This is a genomic window from Pseudomonas sp. D(2018), assembly GCF_005502555.1.
Lineage (GTDB): Bacteria > Pseudomonadota > Gammaproteobacteria > Pseudomonadales > Pseudomonadaceae > Metapseudomonas > Metapseudomonas resinovorans.
Map to the genome: position 1 here is coordinate 1 of NZ_SCOK01000052.1, position 17,312 is coordinate 17,312.

General features: G+C 63.9%; 17 protein-coding genes. 12 read left to right on the forward strand and 5 right to left on the reverse strand.

From position 1 onward, the window contains the following. Positions 1–177: 177 nt before the first annotated feature. Positions 178–1,035, reverse strand: a complete 858-nt coding sequence (locus FFS60_RS23785) for an alpha/beta fold hydrolase (RefSeq protein WP_171016567.1) — start codon at positions 1,033–1,035, stop codon at positions 178–180. Between the two features lie 160 nt (positions 1,036–1,195). Between FFS60_RS23785 and FFS60_RS23790 the strand changes: the two genes are divergently transcribed. Further along, complete coding sequence (locus FFS60_RS23790) at positions 1,196–2,167, forward strand: magnesium and cobalt transport protein CorA (RefSeq protein ID WP_028627243.1); 972 nt, start codon at positions 1,196–1,198, stop codon at positions 2,165–2,167. A gap of 83 nt (positions 2,168–2,250) precedes the next feature. Here the strand turns inward: FFS60_RS23790 and FFS60_RS23795 are convergent, their stop codons facing one another. After that, the gene (locus tag FFS60_RS23795) at positions 2,251–2,970 is read right to left on the reverse strand and encodes an amidotransferase (RefSeq protein ID WP_137823362.1); all 720 of its coding nucleotides are present in this window, start codon (positions 2,968–2,970) and stop codon (positions 2,251–2,253) included. A gap of 340 nt (positions 2,971–3,310) precedes the next feature. Here FFS60_RS23795 and FFS60_RS23800 point away from each other — a divergent pair, with 340 nt between their 5' ends. The 9 genes from FFS60_RS23800 (at position 3,311) to FFS60_RS23840 (ending at position 10,990) form a co-directional block, all read left to right on the forward strand. Further along, the gene (locus FFS60_RS23800) at positions 3,311–3,535 is read left to right on the forward strand and encodes a hypothetical protein (RefSeq protein ID WP_028627241.1); all 225 of its coding nucleotides are present in this window, start codon (positions 3,311–3,313) and stop codon (positions 3,533–3,535) included. A 24-nt stretch (positions 3,536–3,559) separates the two neighbouring features. Beyond that, positions 3,560–3,811: a hypothetical protein gene (locus tag FFS60_RS23805; protein ID WP_028627240.1), complete on the forward strand. Its 252-nt coding sequence runs from the start codon at positions 3,560–3,562 to the stop codon at positions 3,809–3,811. A gap of 325 nt (positions 3,812–4,136) precedes the next feature. Beyond that, the gene (locus FFS60_RS23810) at positions 4,137–5,408 is read left to right on the forward strand and encodes an amino acid deaminase (RefSeq protein WP_028627239.1); all 1,272 of its coding nucleotides are present in this window, start codon (positions 4,137–4,139) and stop codon (positions 5,406–5,408) included. A gap of 77 nt (positions 5,409–5,485) precedes the next feature. Beyond that, positions 5,486–6,838 (forward strand): gluconate:H+ symporter, encoded by a 1,353-nt coding sequence (locus FFS60_RS23815; protein WP_028627238.1) that lies wholly within the window; start codon positions 5,486–5,488, stop codon positions 6,836–6,838. Position 6,839: 1 nt separating this feature from the next. Continuing rightward, complete coding sequence (locus FFS60_RS23820; RefSeq protein ID WP_137823363.1) at positions 6,840–7,697, forward strand: MurR/RpiR family transcriptional regulator; 858 nt, start codon at positions 6,840–6,842, stop codon at positions 7,695–7,697. 3 nt (positions 7,698–7,700) lie between these two features. Next, complete coding sequence (locus FFS60_RS23825) at positions 7,701–9,176, forward strand: amidohydrolase family protein (RefSeq protein ID WP_137823364.1); 1,476 nt, start codon at positions 7,701–7,703, stop codon at positions 9,174–9,176. Then, positions 9,173–9,556, forward strand: coding sequence for a RidA family protein (locus tag FFS60_RS23830; RefSeq protein ID WP_028627235.1), 384 nt, complete (start codon positions 9,173–9,175; stop codon positions 9,554–9,556). Before FFS60_RS23825 ends, FFS60_RS23830 begins: the two co-directional genes overlap by 4 nt. Positions 9,557–9,560: 4 nt before the next feature. Then, on the forward strand, positions 9,561–10,493 hold the full coding sequence (locus tag FFS60_RS23835; RefSeq protein ID WP_137823365.1) for a sugar kinase: 933 nt from the start codon (positions 9,561–9,563) through the stop codon (positions 10,491–10,493). Positions 10,494–10,618: 125 nt separating this feature from the next. After that, entirely contained in the window at positions 10,619–10,990 is a 372-nt protein-coding gene (locus tag FFS60_RS23840; RefSeq protein WP_028627233.1) for a glutathione S-transferase N-terminal domain-containing protein, read from the forward strand. Between the two features lie 65 nt (positions 10,991–11,055). Here the strand turns inward: FFS60_RS23840 and FFS60_RS23845 are convergent, their stop codons facing one another. The 3 genes from FFS60_RS23845 to FFS60_RS23855 all read right to left on the reverse strand — a co-directional run bounded on the left by FFS60_RS23845 (position 11,056) and on the right by FFS60_RS23855 (position 15,986). Then, entirely contained in the window at positions 11,056–13,200 is a 2,145-nt protein-coding gene (locus FFS60_RS23845) for a 3-hydroxyacyl-CoA dehydrogenase NAD-binding domain-containing protein (protein WP_137823366.1), read from the reverse strand. 100 nt (positions 13,201–13,300) lie between these two features. Beyond that, entirely contained in the window at positions 13,301–14,506 is a 1,206-nt protein-coding gene (locus FFS60_RS23850) for an acetyl-CoA C-acetyltransferase (RefSeq protein WP_028627231.1), read from the reverse strand. A 592-nt stretch (positions 14,507–15,098) separates the two neighbouring features. Next, a complete protein-coding gene (locus FFS60_RS23855) occupies positions 15,099–15,986 on the reverse strand; it encodes an AEC family transporter (RefSeq protein WP_028627230.1) in 888 nt (295 codons plus the stop codon). A 147-nt stretch (positions 15,987–16,133) separates the two neighbouring features. On the opposite strand from FFS60_RS23855, the gene FFS60_RS23860 reads away from it, so the two are divergent. Together FFS60_RS23860 and FFS60_RS23865 are read left to right on the forward strand one after the other, a co-directional pair. Beyond that, positions 16,134–16,505, forward strand: a complete 372-nt coding sequence (locus FFS60_RS23860; RefSeq protein WP_028627229.1) for a rhodanese-like domain-containing protein — start codon at positions 16,134–16,136, stop codon at positions 16,503–16,505. Positions 16,506–16,508: 3 nt separating this feature from the next. Beyond that, positions 16,509–17,306 carry a cytochrome c gene (locus FFS60_RS23865; protein WP_028627228.1) on the forward strand — a complete coding sequence of 266 codons (798 nt, stop codon included), beginning with the start codon at positions 16,509–16,511 and terminating at the stop codon, positions 17,304–17,306. The last annotated feature ends 6 nt before the right edge of the window (positions 17,307–17,312 follow it).

The following is a 17,312-nucleotide window of genomic DNA, read 5'->3' on the forward strand; positions in this document are numbered from 1 at the left end:
AGATGTGTATAATAGTCAGCACTCGATGCGCTGGAGAGATCACCCGGCAAGACGGTGAAGGACAGACTCAAAACCGAGCAGATCGCCATCGCCAGTAAACACTTCTTTAGCGTCATGACAGGCCCCGCGTTCTCTAGTGAGTTACCTAGTGAACACTAGCGGCTGTAACAGAATATTTCATACCGCCTGACCGGTGGTGACCTCACAACGAAGCAGCGCCAACCCACTCACGACCTCCTCGATTACGGTCACCGGGGAACGTAACCAGGCGCTATGGGGATTCTCTGATGCCGGCCTTGGAGAGCGCAGCATGCGGACTTGGGGTTGTTCCTGGATCAACGCGGCCAGGCCGCAGGTGGAGGCTTCCGGGGCGAAAGAGTCGCCGTGAATGCCAATGAACAGAGAAGGCGTCCGGTTGTGTCGAGGATGGGTCAGATCCAACCCGAGATGATCGAAGTTACCCGTCCAGGCCACTCGCCCCCAATCGCGCATCAGGCTGCGCGCTTCGTGGCCACCGAAACCGATGGTCTTGCCCGGCAGGTATCCGAACATGGCCGTCAACAGGTTGAAGATCATGGCCACGCTGGGCGTCAGCAAGCGCTGCCTGCCCTGCCAGTTGCGGTAATGAATATTCCCGCAGGCCACGCCCACCACCGCCACCTCGGCCTGGGGATTGGCAGCAGCGAACAACGTCGCGATATGCCCGCCCAGGCTATGACCCAGCAGAACCAGGCGACCTTGGTGAAAATGCTGGCGAGCAGCCGTCAGCAAGCTCGGTACGAACTCATCGATCAGGTCACGGTAGCCATAGTCCAACTGGCGGCTCGGTCGTGGGGCACTTTCTCCCTGGCCGGGCCAATCCACTACCAGCACCTGGTTGCCTGCAGCCACTAGGCCCAGGGCAAAGTTTTCGTACTTGCGCGCAGCTACGCCAAGGGCCGGCAACAGGATCAGAATCGGACCGGCAACGGCCGAACGGTAGACCCGATAGGGGCAATGGAACCGACCTGCAGAAAATCGGAAGGCCTCGATCAATGTGTTCTCCTTGTTTCGATCGGTGAGGGGAGCGATCAATTTAGAGCCATTGCTCTAGTCTTGCCATTGCAGAACCTCGGCCTTCGGCAAGACTCAGAAGATCAGGCGCGATAACCTGCGCGCCAAACTTCCCACCAACGGATGAAGGAACAGCTGAACCATGGGTCGAGTCGTTGCCGCCGCTGTATATACCAAAGGCCGGAAAGTCACCGACATAACCCTCGATGAAGGCTTGCAGTGGGCCAGCAAGCCGGGGCACTTCGTCTGGATAGGCCTGCATGACCCCGGTGCGGAAGAACTGAGCAACCTGCAGCGACAGTTCGACCTGCACGAACTGGCCCTCGAAGACGCCCTCACCCGCCATACCCGTCCCAAGCTGGAGACCTTCGGTGACGCCCTGTTCCTGGTGGTCTATTCGCCGATCGAAGTCGAAGGTGAACTGCAGTTCATCGAGACGCAACTGTTCGCCGGCAAGGGCTACATCATCAGTGCCCGCTACGGCGAATCCGCGCCCTACTCCCGCGTTCGCCAGCGCTGCGAGGCACGCCCGCTGTTGCTCGACCACGGCGAAGACTTCGTCCTCTACGCGCTGCTCAGCTTCGTGCTGGAAAACTATCGGCCGCTGATGGACAGCTTCCATGTGGAGCTGGAGGCGATCGAACAGAACGTGCTGGAGCGCCCGCTGGGCAAGTCCGATGTCGAGCGCATCCACTGCTTGCGCCGCGACCTGCTGCGCCTGCGACGTTACATTGGCCCCATGGGGGAAATCTGCGAGGAGCTGCAGCGTCTGGACTTCCCTTTCATCGACAAGCACATGCGGCCTTACTTCCGCGACATCGCCATCCATGTCAAACGCCTGCTTGAAGACCTGACGGGCCTGCGCGAAATGGCCGATCACGCCATTGAAATCGGCTTGTTGCTGGAGTCGTCTAGGCAGAGCGTGGTGCAACGCAAATTCGCCGCCTGGGCCGCCATCCTTGCCTTCCCGACGGCAGTTGCGGGCATCTACGGCATGAACTTCCAATACATGCCGGAGCTGACGTGGCAATACGGTTACTTCGGCGTGCTGGGGCTGGTGGCAACCGGGTGTACCGCGCTCTATGCCAGCTTCAAGCACTACGGCTGGCTGTGAAGGGCAGCGGACAGTGCGCGAACGGGCCACGCCCCGTGCGACAAAAAACCCGCCTGAAGGCGGGTTTTTCCGTACAGCTCCGATCAGGCCGCGCGGTCGCGAGCGATGAAGCGCATCATCCACTCAGCCACGGCAGCCCCCTGGTGGTCGCGGTTCAAGCTGCTTACGCCCTGCTTGTAGACCTCATCGCCGAGGAAATCCTGGCGCAGATCGAGCAGTGCGCGGGAGTAGTCGTGAACGAACTCCGGGTGGCCCTGGAAGCACAGCACCTGGTCGTCTACGGCGTAAGCGGCGTTCGGGCAAAAGTCGCTGGAAGCCAGCAACGTGGCGTTTTCGGGCAGTTGGGTGACCTGGTCCTGATGGCTGATCAGCAGGGTCAGGTCCTCCAGCTCGGGGGTCATCCACTCCGGCTTCTGTTTCAGCTGGTAGCTATGGGTGCCCACGCCCCAGCCCTGCGTAGCGCGCTCGGTACGCCCACCCAGCAACAGGGCGAGTAGTTGGTGGCCGAAGCAGACGCCTAGCAGTTTGTCGCCGGCCTCGTAGCGCGCCAGCAGGAACTCCTTGAGCTTCAGGATCCAGGGATCGGTGCCGAAAGAGTCGGCCTTGCTGCCGGTCACCAGGTAGGCGTCGAACGTCTCACCCTCCGGAGGGTAATGCCCCTGCACCACGTTGTAGACACTGAACTCCGCAGCAATCGGCTGTTTGGCGAACAACTGCTCGAACATCAGGCCGTAGCCTTTGTATTGATCGACCAGTTCGGGGCGGAGAATGTCAGTTTCGAGAATGCAGATGCGAAGTGGCATTAGCTCATGGTTCCTGAAATGCAGAGAGGCTCTATGTAGGGAAAATGTGCGATTTATTTAACACAGTGACGGTGTGATTGAAATACCGCTTGATCCCCTCCCCCATAGCCAACGTCTAACAGGGCGATAGGCTGCATCAGGTGCCGTGCCTCACCTGCCGAAGCCGCAAGGCTGTGCCGCTCTAGCTCGGCGCTTTACACGCCACGTCAAGTAAAATTGACGGAGCCCGACGGAACTATTGGTGCCGTCGATACTTACCATGCCTGAACGTCGTTTTTTCATCGAAAGGATTTTCGCGACTCTACGTCCACCCCAAGTCCCCCGGTCGCGGAGTCCAGACATGAGCAACCCCACCATTCAGTACGCACGCAATGGCGCCCTCGCCAGCCTCGGCTTGTATTTCGTCGTGGTGATGGTGGTGCTTGCCATCAGCTTCGGTTACGAGCGCGGTCGCATCGGGGTGAGTCCCACAGACGCATCCATGAGTTTCTACCAGCAACTCAGTCAGAGCATCCCGGTGCTGCTGGCGAGCCAGAAGAAACCCAGCGGCAGACACCAAGGCTGACACCAGGCACAGGCACGACTGAAAATGAAACAGCACAGGAATCGACTCTATTTCCTCACCGCCCTGGCAGTCATGACCAACGGCTTTTCGTTGATAGGCTGCGCCCACGGCTCGGTGGGCTCGGTGGCAAAGACCATCGAAGCCAACCACAACATCAGCCGCGGAATCACCAACGAGCGCGCCATACAGGTTCTGTCGGGTAACCCGCCGACCGGCCGCGAGATATCGCTTCCCGCCGTCTTCGACATGAGTTCGCTGGCCTGCTGCACCAGCTAACCGCTGCAATGGCGCCAGGCCTAGCCATCGAAATGGCATAACCCCTAGGACTTATCCGCTACGGCGTCAGAAGCATTCGTCGACGAATGCAGACACCAACCCATCTACACGTAGGCAACTGACGCCGAACGATTGGACTCGTTCTCTGCGGCAACCAGCCAAACTGACGGAACAGCGCGCGAACGGCTGGGGTAGAGCTATTTGGTCAATCCTTCAGACGGTCAGCACCCGCATCAGATCAGCTTACTTTCGGTTCTGTGGGGGTACCTGGCTTGCGGTGGAGTTCAGTGATACTTGTTTTCAGGAACTTAGGGAGATAGCCCGCATGACTGAAAACAAGTTTCAAGAACGGTCATTGAATCCGCTCACCAAAGGCCTTGGCGCCACCCCTCCGGATTGCCCACTGGAAGCGATAGAAACGCTGGGCTGGAACATACTCGACGAAGACGTCAGCTTGCCGGTGGCGGTCCTGCGCCAAAGCCGCATCCACCACAACCTGGAGTGGATGCGCCAGTTCATCCAGCGCTACGGCGTGCAACTGGCCCCCCATGGCAAGACGACGATGAGCCCCACCCTCTTCCACCTGCAGCTGGCGCACGGCGCCTGGGGCATTACGCTGGCAACCGCGCCCCAGGTACAGGCCGCCTATGCCGCTGGCGTCCGCCGCGTCCTGCTGGCCAATCAACTGGTGGGCAAGGGCAACATGGCAATCGTCTCGCGGCTCCTGCAGGACCTGGACTTCAGCTTCTGCTGCCTGGTGGACTCCCCCGCCAACGTGGACGCCCTCGGACGCTACTTCGACGAGACCGGCCAGCGCCTGCGCGTGCTGATCGAATACGGCGTTCCGGGCGGTCGCACCGGCATCCGCAATGCGGATCAGGAAGCCGAGCTGCTCGAGGCCATCAGACGCTGGCCGCAGTCCATCGATCTGGTGGGCATCGAGCTCTACGAAGGTGTGCTGCAGGAAGAGGACGCCATTCGCGCGCTGCTCCGCCATGTCCTGCAGCGCGCCCGCGCCCTGGCCGATGGAAACTGCTTCGCCGAGCCGGAGATTCTGCTTTCCGGCGCCGGTTCGGCCTGGTTCGACGTCGTTGCCGAAGAGTTCGCCGGCCAGGATATCGGCCACCCGCTGCAGGTGATCCTGCGCCCCGGCTGCTACCTGACCCACGACGCCGGCATCTACCGCGACGCCGAGCAACGCATCCAGGCCAACAACAGAGTGGCGCGGGAAATGGGCCGCAGCCTGTTGCCGGCGCTGCAACTCTGGGCCAACGTACAGTCGATGCCGGAGCCAGGCCTGGCAATCATCGCCCTGGGCAAGCGCGATGCCGCATTTGATGCCGGTATGCCCATCACGTCGTTGCACCACCGCCCCGGCTCGGATCACGCACCGACGGCGGCGCCGGCGGACTGGCGCATCACCCGCATGATGGACCAACACGCCTTCATGACCCTCCCGCAGGATGCCGACTTGCAGGTCGGCGACCTGCTGGCCTTCGAGATATCCCACCCCTGCCTGACCTTCGACAAGTGGCGGCAACTGCTGCTGGTGGATGACGACTACCGCGTGGTCGGAGCTGTGGAAACCTTCTTCTAGCCGCCCCCCATTACCCAACCAAGCCCCCGCCCACGGGCGGGATGGCCCCCTTTTGCCTGAAAAACAAGGAACACCCCATGCAAGCAGCGACTGGAAGCCCGCTGTTGGTCTATGCCGCGCTCGCCATCATCGCCCTGGTGGTGCTGATCGCGCGCTACCGCCTCAACCCCTTCATCGTCATCACCCTGGTCTCGGTGGGACTGGCGCTGGCAGCCCAGATGCCGGCCAAAGACATCGTCATCGCCTACGAGGCGGGCGTCGGCAAAACCCTCGGCCACATCGCCCTGGTCGTGGCGCTCGGCACCATGCTCGGCAAGATGATGGCCGAATCGGGTGGCGCCGAGCGTATCGCGCAGACATTGATTGCCCGCTTCGGCGAGCGCAACGCCCACTGGGCCATGGCCTGCATTGCCTTCCTCTGCGGCCTGCCGCTGTTCTTCGAGGTGGGCTTCGTGCTGCTGGTGCCCATCGCCTTCACCATCGCCAAGCGCATTGGCTCGTCGGTGCTGATGACCGGACTACCCATGGTTGCCGGGCTCTCGGTGGTGCACGGTCTGGTTCCGCCGCACCCCGCAGCCATGCTGGCAGTGGGCGAATACTCGGCCCAGGTCGGTCGCACCGTGCTCTTTGCCATCCTCGTCGGCGTGCCCACTGCGGCCATTGCCGGACCGATCTTCGCCCGCCTGGTGGCGCCCCGCATCAACCTGCCGGCGCATAACCCGATTGCCGAGCAATTCACCGAATCCCAATCCCGGCCCGCCAACTTGCCGGGCTTCGGCATCACCCTGGGCACCATCCTGCTGCCGGTGCTGCTGATGCTGCTCGGTGGCTGGGCTGACCAGCTCAGCGCAGCGGGCTCGACCCTCAATGCCGTTCTGCACTTCATCGGCAACTCGGTGATCGCCCTGTTGATCGCGACCCTGGTGAGCTTCTGGACCCTGGGCCTGGCGCGTGGCTTCAACCGTGACGCCATCCTGCGCTTCAGCAACGAATGCCTGGCGCCCACCGCGGCCATCACCCTGCTGGTCGGCGCCGGCGGCGGGCTCAACCGCATCCTCATCGAAACCGGGGTGACCCGGGAGATCGTCGAACTCTCCGCGCGCTTCGACCTTTCGCCGCTGCTGCTCGGTTGGCTGGTGGCAGCACTGATGCGCGTCGCCACCGGCTCGGCGACCGTCGCCATGACCACCGCGGCAGGAATCGTCGCGCCGATTGCCCTGGCCAGCGGTTATCCGCATCCGGAGCTGCTGGTTCTGGCGACGGGAGCCGGCTCGCTGATCCTCTCCCACGTCAACGACGGCGGTTTCTGGCTGATCAAGGAGTACTTCAACATGACCGTCGTGCAGACGCTGAAGACCTGGACGGTGCTGGAGACGCTGGTTTCAGTGGTGGCCTTCATCCTGACCCTCGGCCTCGCGCGGATGCTCTGACATGGACATCCTCTATCTGATCCGCAGCCGCCGTGACCAGTTGCGCGGCAACTCGGCAAAAGTGGCCGAGACGATCCTGGATGACGTCGGCTTCGCCGCCTCGGCCGCCATCGGTGAACTGGCGGCGAAGGCAGGAGTAAGCAAGGCGGCGCTGTCGCGATTCGCCCGCCTGATGGACTGCGCGGACCTGCGGGAACTGCGCCTCAAGCTGGCCCGCGCCAGCACCGTCGGCAGCCGCTTCCTTGGTGCCGCACCGGTGCGGGTGCCACGCTACTTCGGCCAGATAGTCGAAGACATAGAACAGAGCCTGCATCGGCATCTGGCGGCGTTCGACGAAAGGAACTTTCGCTCCGCCGTGGACCTCATCTGCTCGGCGCAGAAGATCTTCGCCTTCGGCATGGGCGGATGTTCGACACTGCTTGCCGGCGAAGTGCAGTACCGCCTGGTACGGCTGGGCTACCCAGTGTCGGCCTACCACGATCCCGTACTGATGCGCATCGCGGCCGCCACCCTGGGTCCCAAGGACCTGCTGGTCATTCTCTCGATCACCGGCATCACCCCCGAGCTGCTCACCACGGCCCACCTCGCCAAGTCCTATGGTGCGCGCCTGCTGACCATCACCCGCGCCGGCAGCGCGCTGGCCGACCTGGCCGATATCCAGATTCCTATCGTCCTCGACGAAACCGACTTCATCTACAAACCCACAGCCGCGCGCTACGGGATGCTGCTGGCTATCGATCTGCTGGCAACCGAAACCGCCCTGCGCACCCCCGACGCCAGCCAGGAACTACTGCGTCGCGTGAAGCTGGCGCTGGATGACCATCGCCGCGGCGAAGACCGACTGCCCCTGGGAGACTGAACCATGCGCCACTTCGAAACGCTGATTCGCCGGGCGACCGTCATCGACGGCAGCGGAAACGCCCGCTTCATCGGCGATCTCGGCATCGCTGGCGGTCGTATAGCACTGCTGGGCGACGCCGCTCACGCCACCGCAACAGAGGTCGTCGATGCCGACGGGCTGGTGCTGGCGCCGGGCTTCATCGACGTACACACCCACGACGACACCGTGGTGATCCGCCAACCGCAGATGCTGCCCAAGCTCAGCCAGGGCGTAACCACCGTGATCGTCGGCAACTGCGGCATCAGCGCCGCGCCCGTGTCCCTGGCGGGCGAGCCGCCGGACCCAATGAACCTGCTGGGGCCCGCCTCCGCCTTTGTCTACCCGACCTTCGCGGACTACTGCGCAGCGGTCGATACAGCCGTGCCGGCGGTCAACGTAGCGGCCCTGGTCGGCCATACCGCACTGCGCAGCAACCACATGGACCGCCTCGACCGCAGTGCCCATCCCAACGAAATCGCGGCCATGCGCAGTCAGTTGGCGGATGCCCTCGCCCATGGTGCCCTGGGCCTCAGCAGCGGGTTGGCCTACGCCTCGGCAAGGAGCGCGAGCACCGCTGAAGTCATGCAGCTCGCCGAAGTGCTGGGTGATTACGGTGGGCTCTACACCACCCACCTGCGCGACGAATTCGACTACATCCTCGGTGCACTCGACGAGGCCTTTGCGACTGCCCGCCACGCGCGCTGCGCACTGGTGGTGTCCCACGTCAAATGCGCCGGCGCCGGCAACTGGGGACGCAGCCAGGAGGTACTCACCAGCCTGGAAACCGCCCACCAACACCAGGAGGTCGGCTGCGACTGCTATCCCTATTCAGCGAGTTCTTCGACCCTCGACCTCAAGCAGGTCACCGGGGACTTCGACATCCTCATCACCTGGTCGCAGCCGCATCCGGACATGGCGGGACGCACCCTCGTAGTCATTGCGGAACGTTGGGGCGTCCCACTGCTCGACGCGGCCCGGCGCCTGCAACCGGCTGGCGCGGTCTACCACTGCATGAGCGAGGCCGACGTCCAACGCATCCTCGCCCACCCGCTGAGCATGGTCGGCTCCGACGGCCTGCCCGAAGACCCGCGGCCGCATCCACGCCTGTGGGGCGCCTTTCCCCGCGTACTCGGACACTACAGCCGGGACCTCGGCCTACTGCCGCTGGAAACAGCGGTACACAAGATGACGGGCCTCAGCGCAGCCCGCTTCGGCCTGGCCCAGCGCGGGCTGCTCGCCCCCGGCTACTGGGCCGACCTGGTGCTGTTCGACCCGCAACGCATCGAAGACACCGCCCGCTTCGACGACCCCGAACAACCCGCTGCCGGCATTCGAGCCGTGTGGGTCAACGGGGTGCAGTCGTACCGCGACGGCCTCGCCCTGCCCCGGCGTGCCGGTCGCTTCCTGCCTCGCAACACGTCCATCCCTGCAACAACTCTCAAGGAGAACACACGATGAAATCACTCAAACGCCACGGCGTCGCCCAGGGCACCGGCAACCAGCAACTGCCCTTCGCGCGAGCGGTACAGGCCGACGGCTGGCTGTTCGTTTCCGGGCAGACGCCCATGCGCGACGGGGCGGTAGTAGACGGCGGCATCGTCACCCAGGCCCACCAGTGCATCCGTAACGTCCTGGATATCCTTGAAGAAGCCGGCTACGGGCCGGAACACGTGGTCCGCTGCGGCGTCTGGCTCGACGACCCGCGCGATTTCGCCGCCTTCAACCAGGTCTTCCAGCAGTACTTCGGCGCCCATCCCCCGGCCCGCGCCTGCGTGGTTTCGAGCATGGTCATCGACTGCAAGGTCGAGGTGGACTGCATCGCCTACCGGGAGTCCTGACAGCATGCGCGACTGCCTTCACATCGCCTGCCTGGGTGAATGCATGGTCGAACTGAGCGGCCAGCCGCTGCAGCGCCGATACGGCGGCGACACCCTCAACACCGCCCTGTACATGGCACGCCTGCTCGCCGGTAGCCGCGCCCGCGTCCACTACATCAGCGCACTGGGCGACGACCGCCTGAGCGACGAGCTGATTCACCAGTGGCAATGCGAAGGCATCGAGACGGCGCGCGTGACGCGCCTGCCCGGCACACTGCCGGGCCTTTACCTGGTGGACGTGGACCCGCAGGGCGAGCGCAGCTTTCTCTACTGGCGCGATACCAGCGCAGCCCGCCAGTACTTCGCCATGGAAACCGACTTCAGTGCCTGGCTGGACCGGGGCCGGACCGATGCCCTCTACCTGTCCGGCATCAGCCTCGCGCTGTTACCCGCCAACCGCCGCCTGGCGCTGCTCGATGCCCTGGAAGGCTTTGTGGCAGAGGGAGGTCGGCTCTGGTTCGACAACAACTTCCGCCCCGCCCTTTGGTCGGCGCAGGACGCGCGTGCCGCCCATGAGCGCGTGCTGGCGATGGCCGAAATCGCCCTGCTGACGCTGGATGATGAACACCAGCTGTATGGCCAGCACACCGCTGAAGAAGCGGCAAGGCGCACCTTGGCCCTGGGTTGCACTGAGGTTGTAATCAAGCAGGGCGCGCAGCCCTGCCTGATTGCCACCGCGCAGCGAGAGATAGACGTGCCGGCACAAGCGCCTGGGAAAGTGGTCGATAGCTGCGCCGCCGGAGACGCCTTTGCCGCCGCCTACCTGGCCAGCCGCATCCAGGGCCTTTCCGCCCACGAGGCCGCCGCAAACGGCCATTGCCTGGCGGCCACTGTGATCGGCCACCCTGGCGCGATCATTCCGGCGCATGCGATGCCGGACATCTCACTACCCCGCTGACCGCTCATCGATCCGCCCCTCTCCCTGGAATGGATAGGGGCGGCGACCATCTGGCGTGAAAGGCGTTCACGTCCGCCAAGTTCCGGTAGACTGCCGGCCCGTTTTTCACTCAAGGGTACGCAGCAGTGTTCATCAAGGCGTTACGAGTCGGCCTGGGCCAGTTGATCATCTTCCTCGATTTCATCACCCGTCCGCGCAAGCTGCGCCGCAACCCCGAGGCGCAAGCCCGGGTAGCGGAAGAGACCGCCAACCTCGCGCTCTACCAGTTCAACGCCTGCCCCTTCTGCGTGAAAACCCGGCGCGCCATGCACCGGCTGAACCTGCCGATCGCCCTGCGCGACGCGAAGAATGATGAAACCCACCGCGCGACCCTGCTGGCCGGCGGCGGCAAGATCAAGGTGCCCTGCCTGCGCATCGACGAGAACGGTGAAAGCCGCTGGATGTACGAGTCCAACGACATCATCCGCTACCTGGAAAGCCGCTTCGCCAAGTCCTGAACCAGGTTCAAGGCACAAAAAAACCGGCTCATATCGAGCCGGTTTTTTTTATGCGCGGCGGGACGCTAGAACGGCTCGCCCTTGGCCGCCTTGTCCAACAGCAGCGCTGGCGGTTCGAATCGCTCGCCATACTGCTCGGCCAGGTAGCGGGCACGGGCGACGAAATCCTGCAGGCCGTACTGGTTGATGAACTGCAGAACGCCGCCGGTCCAGGCCGCGAAGCCGATGCCGAAGATGGAGCCAATGTTGGCGTCGGCGGTCGAGAGCAGCACGCCCTCCTCCACGCACCGCACGCTTTCGATGGCCTGGATAAAGAGGATGCGATCACGCACGTCCTCTTGCGGGATCTGCTTGTCGGCCTTCTCGAAGCGCGTCTTCAGTTCTGGCCACAGATGCTTCCGACCGCCAGCCGGGTAGTCGTAGAAGCCGCCACCGGCCGCCTTGCCCGGCCGCTTGTACTCGTTGACCATCAGGTCGATCACAGCGAAGGCCGGATGCGTCGGCATCACCTTCCCTTCGGCCTTGAGGTCTTCAGCGGTCTGGTTGCGGATGTGAGTCATCAGGCTCATGGAGACTTCATCGGAAATCGCCAGCGGTCCAACCGGCATGCCGGCCTTGCGGGTTTCGTTCTCGATCATCGCAGCGGAAACACCCTCGCCCAGCATGGCTATGCCTTCATTGGTGAAGGTGCCGAACACGCGGGAGGTGAAGAAACCGCGGCTGTCGTTGACCACGATGGGAGTCTTCTTGATCTGCAGGACGTAGTCGAAGCCACGGGCCAGGGTTTCGTCCGAAGTCTTCTCGCCACGGATGATCTCCACCAGCGGCATGCGGTCCACCGGGCTGAAGAAATGCAGGCCGATGAACTTCTCGGGCTTGGCCACCGCCTGCGCCAGACCGGTGATCGGCAAGGTCGACGTATTGGAGGCGATCACTGCATCCGGCAGTGCAGCAGCTTCGGCGGCGGCGGTGACCTTGGCCTTCAGCTCGCGATTCTCGAACACGGCTTCGATGATCAGGTCGCAGCCGTCGAAGTCAGCGTCGCTGTCGGTCGGCTTGATGCGGGCGAGGATGGCGTCGCGCTTCTCGGCCGCCATGTGGCCAAGGCTCACCAGTTGGTCGAGCAGGCCCTGGGAATACGCCTTGCCCTTCTCCGCGGCCTCCACCGACACATCCTTCAGTACCACCTCGATGCCGGCGATGGCGGAAACATAGGCAATGCCCGCCCCCATCATGCCGGCGCCAAGCACGCCCACCTTCTTCGTCACATAAGGCGCCGGCCCCTTGGGCCGCGAGCTGCCGGCGTTGATCTCGTTCAGCTGGAACCAGAAGGTACCGATCATGTTCTTCGCCACCTGGCCGGTGGTCAGCTCGGTGAAGTAGCGCGCCTCGATCAACTGCGCGGTGTCGAAGTCCACCTGCGCACCTTCGACGGCCGCGCACATGATCTTCTCCGGCGCGGGGAAGCAGCCCTTGGTCTTGTCGCGCAGCACCGATGGAGCGATGGCGAGCATCTGCGCCACGTTGGGGCTGGACGGGGTGCCACCGGGAATCTTGTAGCCGGCGGTATCCCAGGGTTGTGCTGACTTGGGATTGGCGGCGATCCAGGCGCGGGCCCTGGCCAGCATCTCGTCCGGGGTTTGCGCCAGGTCGTGGATCAGGCCGGCCTTGAGGGCCTGTTCCGGACGCACCTTGCGGCCTTCGGCCAGGTACGGCAGCGCTTTTTCGATGCCCAGCAAACGCACCATGCGCACCACGCCGCCGCCACCGGGCAGCAGGCCGAGGGTCACTTCCGGCAGGCCGAGCTGCACAGCGTTGTCGTTGAGGGCTATGCGGTGATGGCAGGCCAGGCAGATTTCCCAGCCGCCACCCAGGGCCGCGCCGTTGATGGCGGCCACCACCGGCTTGCCGAGGGTTTCCAGGCGGCGCAGTTGGCCCTTGATGCCCAGCACCATCTGGTAGAAGGCGTTGGCGTCCGCCTTGGTGACCTTGATCAACTCATTGAGGTCGCCGCCGGCGAAGAAGGTCTTCTTGCCCGAGGTGATGATCACCCCGGCGATGCTGTCCTTCTCGGTCTCCAGGCGCTCGACCATCTTGCCCATGGCTTCGCGGTACACCGCGTTCATGGTGTTGGCGCTCTGGCCGGGCATGTCCATGGTCAGGACGACGATATTGTCCTGGCCTTTTTCGTAACGGATGGCGTCAGTCATTTCTTATGTCCCATTCGCAGTCGCCGTAGGAGCGAGCTCCGCTCACAAACACCCCTCACAGGGGCACCATTGGCGAGCAGAGCTCGCTCCTACAGACGGATCAGATTCGCTCGATGATCGTGGCTATACCCATGCCGCCACCAACGCAGAGGGTGGCCAGGCCGTAGCGCAGGTTGCGCGCTTCCAGCTCGTCCAGCAGGGTGCCGAGGATGGCGCAGCCGGTGGCGCCCAGCGGGTGGCCCATGGCGATGGAGCCGCCGTTGACGTTGACCTTCTCCTCCGGAACGCCCATGTCCTTCATGAACTTCATCACCACCGAGGCGAAGGCTTCATTGACTTCGAACAGATCGATGTCGGCCACGTTCAGGCCGGCCTTGGCCAGGGCCTTGCGGGTGGCCGGCGCGGGGCCGGTGAGCATGATGGTCGGGTCGGTGCTGGTGACCGCCGTGGCGACGATGCGTGCGCGGGGTTTCAGGCCCAGTTCCTTGCCCTTGGCGGCGGAGCCGATGAGCATGGCGGCGGCACCATCGACGATGCCGGAGCTGTTGCCCGGCGTGTGCACGTGCTCGATGCGCTCGACCTGGCTGTACTTGCGCAGGGCGGTGGCGTCGAAGCCCATCTGCCCCATCATCTCGAAGCTGGGCTTGAGCGCACCCAGGCCTTCCAGCGTGGAATCAGCGCGAATGAACTCGTCATGGTCGAGCAGGACGATGCCGTTCTGGTCCGTGACCGGCACCAGGGATTTCTTGAACGCACCGGTGGTACGGGCGCGCGCGGCCTTCTGCTGGGAACGCAGGGCGAAGGCGTCGACATCCGTGCGGCTAAAGCCTTCCAGGGTGGCGATCAGGTCGGCACCGATGCCCTGGGGCACGAAGCTGGTGTGAAGATTGGTTTCCGGGTCCATCGCCCAGGCGCCGCCGTCGGAGCCCATTGGCACGCGGGACATGGACTCCACGCCGCCAGCGACCACCAGATCCTCGAAGCCGGAGCGCACCTTCATCGCGGCCAGGTTCACCGCCTCCAGGCCGGACGCGCAGAAACGGTTGATCTGCTGGCCGGAAACCGTCTCGTCCCAGTCGGCGACCAGCGCGGCGGTCTTGGCGATATCGGCACCCTGGTCGCCCACCGGGGTCACGCAGCCAAGGACGATATCGTCGACCTGGCTGGTATCCAGGTCATTGCGCTCGGCCAGGGCGCGCAGCAGCCCGGCGATCAGGTTGACCGGCTTGACGCTGTGCAGAGCGCCGTCCTTCTTGCCCTTGCCGCGGGGCGTGCGCACCGCGTCGAAAATGAATGCTTCGGTCATGGCGTCCTCTTGAGGCAGCTTGGCGGCACCTTAGGTACCTGTTGTTCTTTCCGTCGGCCGCCGGTGCTCCGGCAGGTTGTGGCTACCTTATCGCTATAGGCCATGGGCTCAATGACGGAAGTGCTCAGCCCCATTGACCGCTGCGCTCAGACGAACGGTCAGTTGATGGCCAGTTGCTGGCCAAGGTGAAAGGGATGTGTCTGGCCTCGGGGCCGCCCAACGAAGGCAGGGGGTTCCCAATAGCCCGGCGTTACTAGCATCCATGCGCTAGTTACCAACCGATATAAGCGATATGTGATGCCGGCCCTAGAGTTTGAAATGCAAGTAGCCGTCGTTGCCGGGTTTTGCCGGGGCGGTGTTTTTCCTAGCCACGGAGGCGAGCGAAGTTCCGGGCCGGCCGTAGGGAGCCCTGACCAACGCACCTCCAACAACAACAAAGGCAGTTGGCCATGTTCAAGCAGCCGAAAATGCGGCAAGCGAGCCTGATCGTCTTTGCCACCACAGTAATTCTCATCCTTCCCAACCTGACCCGCCTGGTCAGCTGATCGCCGCCCAACCACTGGTCGTCCTGTGCTGCGTACCGCCCCTGCGGTCAACGCAGCGCGGGTAGCCACCACGCCAGCAGCAATGGAATCAACACGAAGGACAGCAGCGTCGAGCACATCACCAGGCTCGCCACCGCTTCCGGCGAGCGCCCTGCGCGCACGGCAAACAGGTAGTTGAACACCGCCACCGGCATTGCCGATTGCAGCACCAGCACACCCTGGGCGAGCGGCGGCAGGTCCAGCATCCAGCCCGCCAGCCAACCCACGGCCGCACCGCAGAGAATTCGCATCGCGCCCAGCAACATGCCGTTGCCCAGGTGATGGACGCGGATACTGGCAAGGGAGACGCCGAGGGTCAGCAGCATGAGCGGGATGGTCATGCCACCCAGCAGGCCAATGGTGTTGGCAAGCCAGAGCGGCAACTGGAGGTCCCAGATCACCAGGGGCAACGCCAGGGCCAGGCTGATGATGATGGGGTTGGCGAGGAGCTTCTTCGGCGAGCGCTCGGTGCCGGACAACAACAAGCCCAAGCTGAAATGCCCCACTGACAGCACCAGGAAGAAGGCCACGGCCAACGCCAGCCCTTTTTCGCCGAAGGCATAGAGCGTAATGGGCAGGCCCATGTTGCCAGAGTTGGGAAAGAGATAGGCCGGCACCAGGATGCGCCAGTCCTGCCGGAACACCCGGCTGAGCAGGCTGCCGATCAGCCCCATCGCCAGCATCACCACCAGGCAGGCAATGGCAACCTGGCCGAAGGCGTGGCGATCGATCTCGGTGCGGCTGAGGGTGGAAAGCACCAGGCTCGGGGTGCCAATGTTGAGCACCAGGCGCGCAATGAACTCGGTGGGATAGGACTGCCCCGAACGAGCCCAGCCGTAACCGATACCGGCGGCTATCAGCACCGGCGCCATGACCGCGAACAACTCGGCCAGCATGGCCTCTCCTTAATAGCTGCCGACACCCTAAAACAGGGCCCGAAACACGCGCAAGTTTGACGGAAAGCCGCGATCCTAACGGCCTGCGCCACCTCCAGGCAATTGTGCTAGGTTGCCTTAAGACCCTTACTCGAGGGAGACACCATCATGCGTACCCTGCTCGCTGTTCTCGCGCTGTCCCAGTCCCTGGTCCTGAGCCTTCCGGCCACCGCCGGTGAAACCGACCAGGCCGCCGCCGTCGAAGCCCTGCGCCAACCCAATGCCATCCTGATCGATGTGCGTACACCCGAAGAAGTCGCCGAAGACGGCACCTTGCCCGGCGCACGCAACATCGGCTACGAAGACATCGGCCAACACATTGCCGAGGTCGCCCCGGACAAGGACGCCCCCATAGTGCTCTACTGCCGCAGCGGCCGCCGGGCCGGCATCGCCCAGGACAGCCTGCAGGAACTGGGCTATAGCCGGGTGATCAACGGCGGCGGCTACCAAGACCTGAAAACCGCCGTGCACAAGGACTGATCAATGCGCAAAGCGCTACTCGCCCTGCTCTTCTGCTTCACCCCGCTCCACGCCGCCGAGCTGACCCTGGAACTGCCCGGCGGCACCCGTACCTGGGATTCAGACGCCCTGCTCAGCCATCCCCAGGCGCAGGAGGTGAGCATTCCGGATGACGTTTCCTACAAGAAGACCATGCACTACCGCGCCGTCCCGCTGGCCGCACTGCTGGAAGGCGTCACGCCTGACCAGCACTTGCAGGCCGTAGCCCTGGACGGCTTCGCTGCCGAGCTGACCGCCGCGCCACTGCTGGCCACGAAAGGCGCCCGGGCCTGGCTCGCGATCGAAGATCCGGCCAAGCCCTGGCCGCCACTGGCCACCGGCAAACCCAGCGCCGGCCCCTTCTACCTGGTCTGGACCGAGCCCAAGGCCGCGCGCATCGGCCCGGAGCAGTGGCCTTTCCAGGTGGCACGCATCCGCTATCTGCCCGCCGTGGCCGAACGCTTCCCTGCCCTGCTTCCGGCCGACAATGCCGGCGCTGAGGTTCAGGCCGGTTTCGCCCAGTTCCAGAAAAACTGCCTGGCCTGCCATCGCCTCAACGGTGCCGGCGACGCGCAGTTCGGCCCGGACCTGAACATCCCCCACAACCCGACTGAGTATCTGGCCGGCGACTTCCTCCCCCGCTACATCCGCGACCCGCAAAGCCTGCGCCGCTGGCCCCAGGGCAAGATGCCGGGATTCTCGAAGGAAGCGATAACCGATGAGGAGTTGGGGCAGTTGATTGGCTACCTGAAGCACATGGCGGGGAGAAAGGTCAGCCCCTAGGTGAGT

What these genes read in the sequence shown, in the direction of transcription:
- FFS60_RS23790 (WP_028627243.1), top strand. Translation starts at nt 1,196, where the DNA reads ATGGGTCGAGTCGTTGCCGCCGCTGTATATACCAAAGGCCGGAAAGTC.
- FFS60_RS23795 (WP_137823362.1), bottom strand. Translation starts at nt 2,970, where the DNA reads ATGCCACTTCGCATCTGCATTCTCGAAACTGACATTCTCCGCCCCGAA.
- FFS60_RS23865 (WP_028627228.1), top strand. Translation starts at nt 16,509, where the DNA reads ATGCGCAAAGCGCTACTCGCCCTGCTCTTCTGCTTCACCCCGCTCCAC.
- FFS60_RS23820 (WP_137823363.1), top strand. Translation starts at nt 6,840, where the DNA reads ATGGACATCCTCTATCTGATCCGCAGCCGCCGTGACCAGTTGCGCGGC.
- FFS60_RS23815 (WP_028627238.1), top strand. Translation starts at nt 5,486, where the DNA reads ATGCAAGCAGCGACTGGAAGCCCGCTGTTGGTCTATGCCGCGCTCGCC.
- FFS60_RS23825 (WP_137823364.1), top strand. Translation starts at nt 7,701, where the DNA reads ATGCGCCACTTCGAAACGCTGATTCGCCGGGCGACCGTCATCGACGGC.
- FFS60_RS23860 (WP_028627229.1), top strand. Translation starts at nt 16,134, where the DNA reads ATGCGTACCCTGCTCGCTGTTCTCGCGCTGTCCCAGTCCCTGGTCCTG.
- FFS60_RS23835 (WP_137823365.1), top strand. Translation starts at nt 9,561, where the DNA reads ATGCGCGACTGCCTTCACATCGCCTGCCTGGGTGAATGCATGGTCGAA.
- FFS60_RS23850 (WP_028627231.1), bottom strand. Translation starts at nt 14,506, where the DNA reads ATGACCGAAGCATTCATTTTCGACGCGGTGCGCACGCCCCGCGGCAAG.
- FFS60_RS23805 (WP_028627240.1), top strand. Translation starts at nt 3,560, where the DNA reads ATGAAACAGCACAGGAATCGACTCTATTTCCTCACCGCCCTGGCAGTC.
- FFS60_RS23845 (WP_137823366.1), bottom strand. Translation starts at nt 13,200, where the DNA reads ATGACTGACGCCATCCGTTACGAAAAAGGCCAGGACAATATCGTCGTC.
- FFS60_RS23800 (WP_028627241.1), top strand. Translation starts at nt 3,311, where the DNA reads ATGAGCAACCCCACCATTCAGTACGCACGCAATGGCGCCCTCGCCAGC.
- FFS60_RS23810 (WP_028627239.1), top strand. Translation starts at nt 4,137, where the DNA reads ATGACTGAAAACAAGTTTCAAGAACGGTCATTGAATCCGCTCACCAAA.
- FFS60_RS23830 (WP_028627235.1), top strand. Translation starts at nt 9,173, where the DNA reads ATGAAATCACTCAAACGCCACGGCGTCGCCCAGGGCACCGGCAACCAG.
- FFS60_RS23855 (WP_028627230.1), bottom strand. Translation starts at nt 15,986, where the DNA reads ATGCTGGCCGAGTTGTTCGCGGTCATGGCGCCGGTGCTGATAGCCGCC.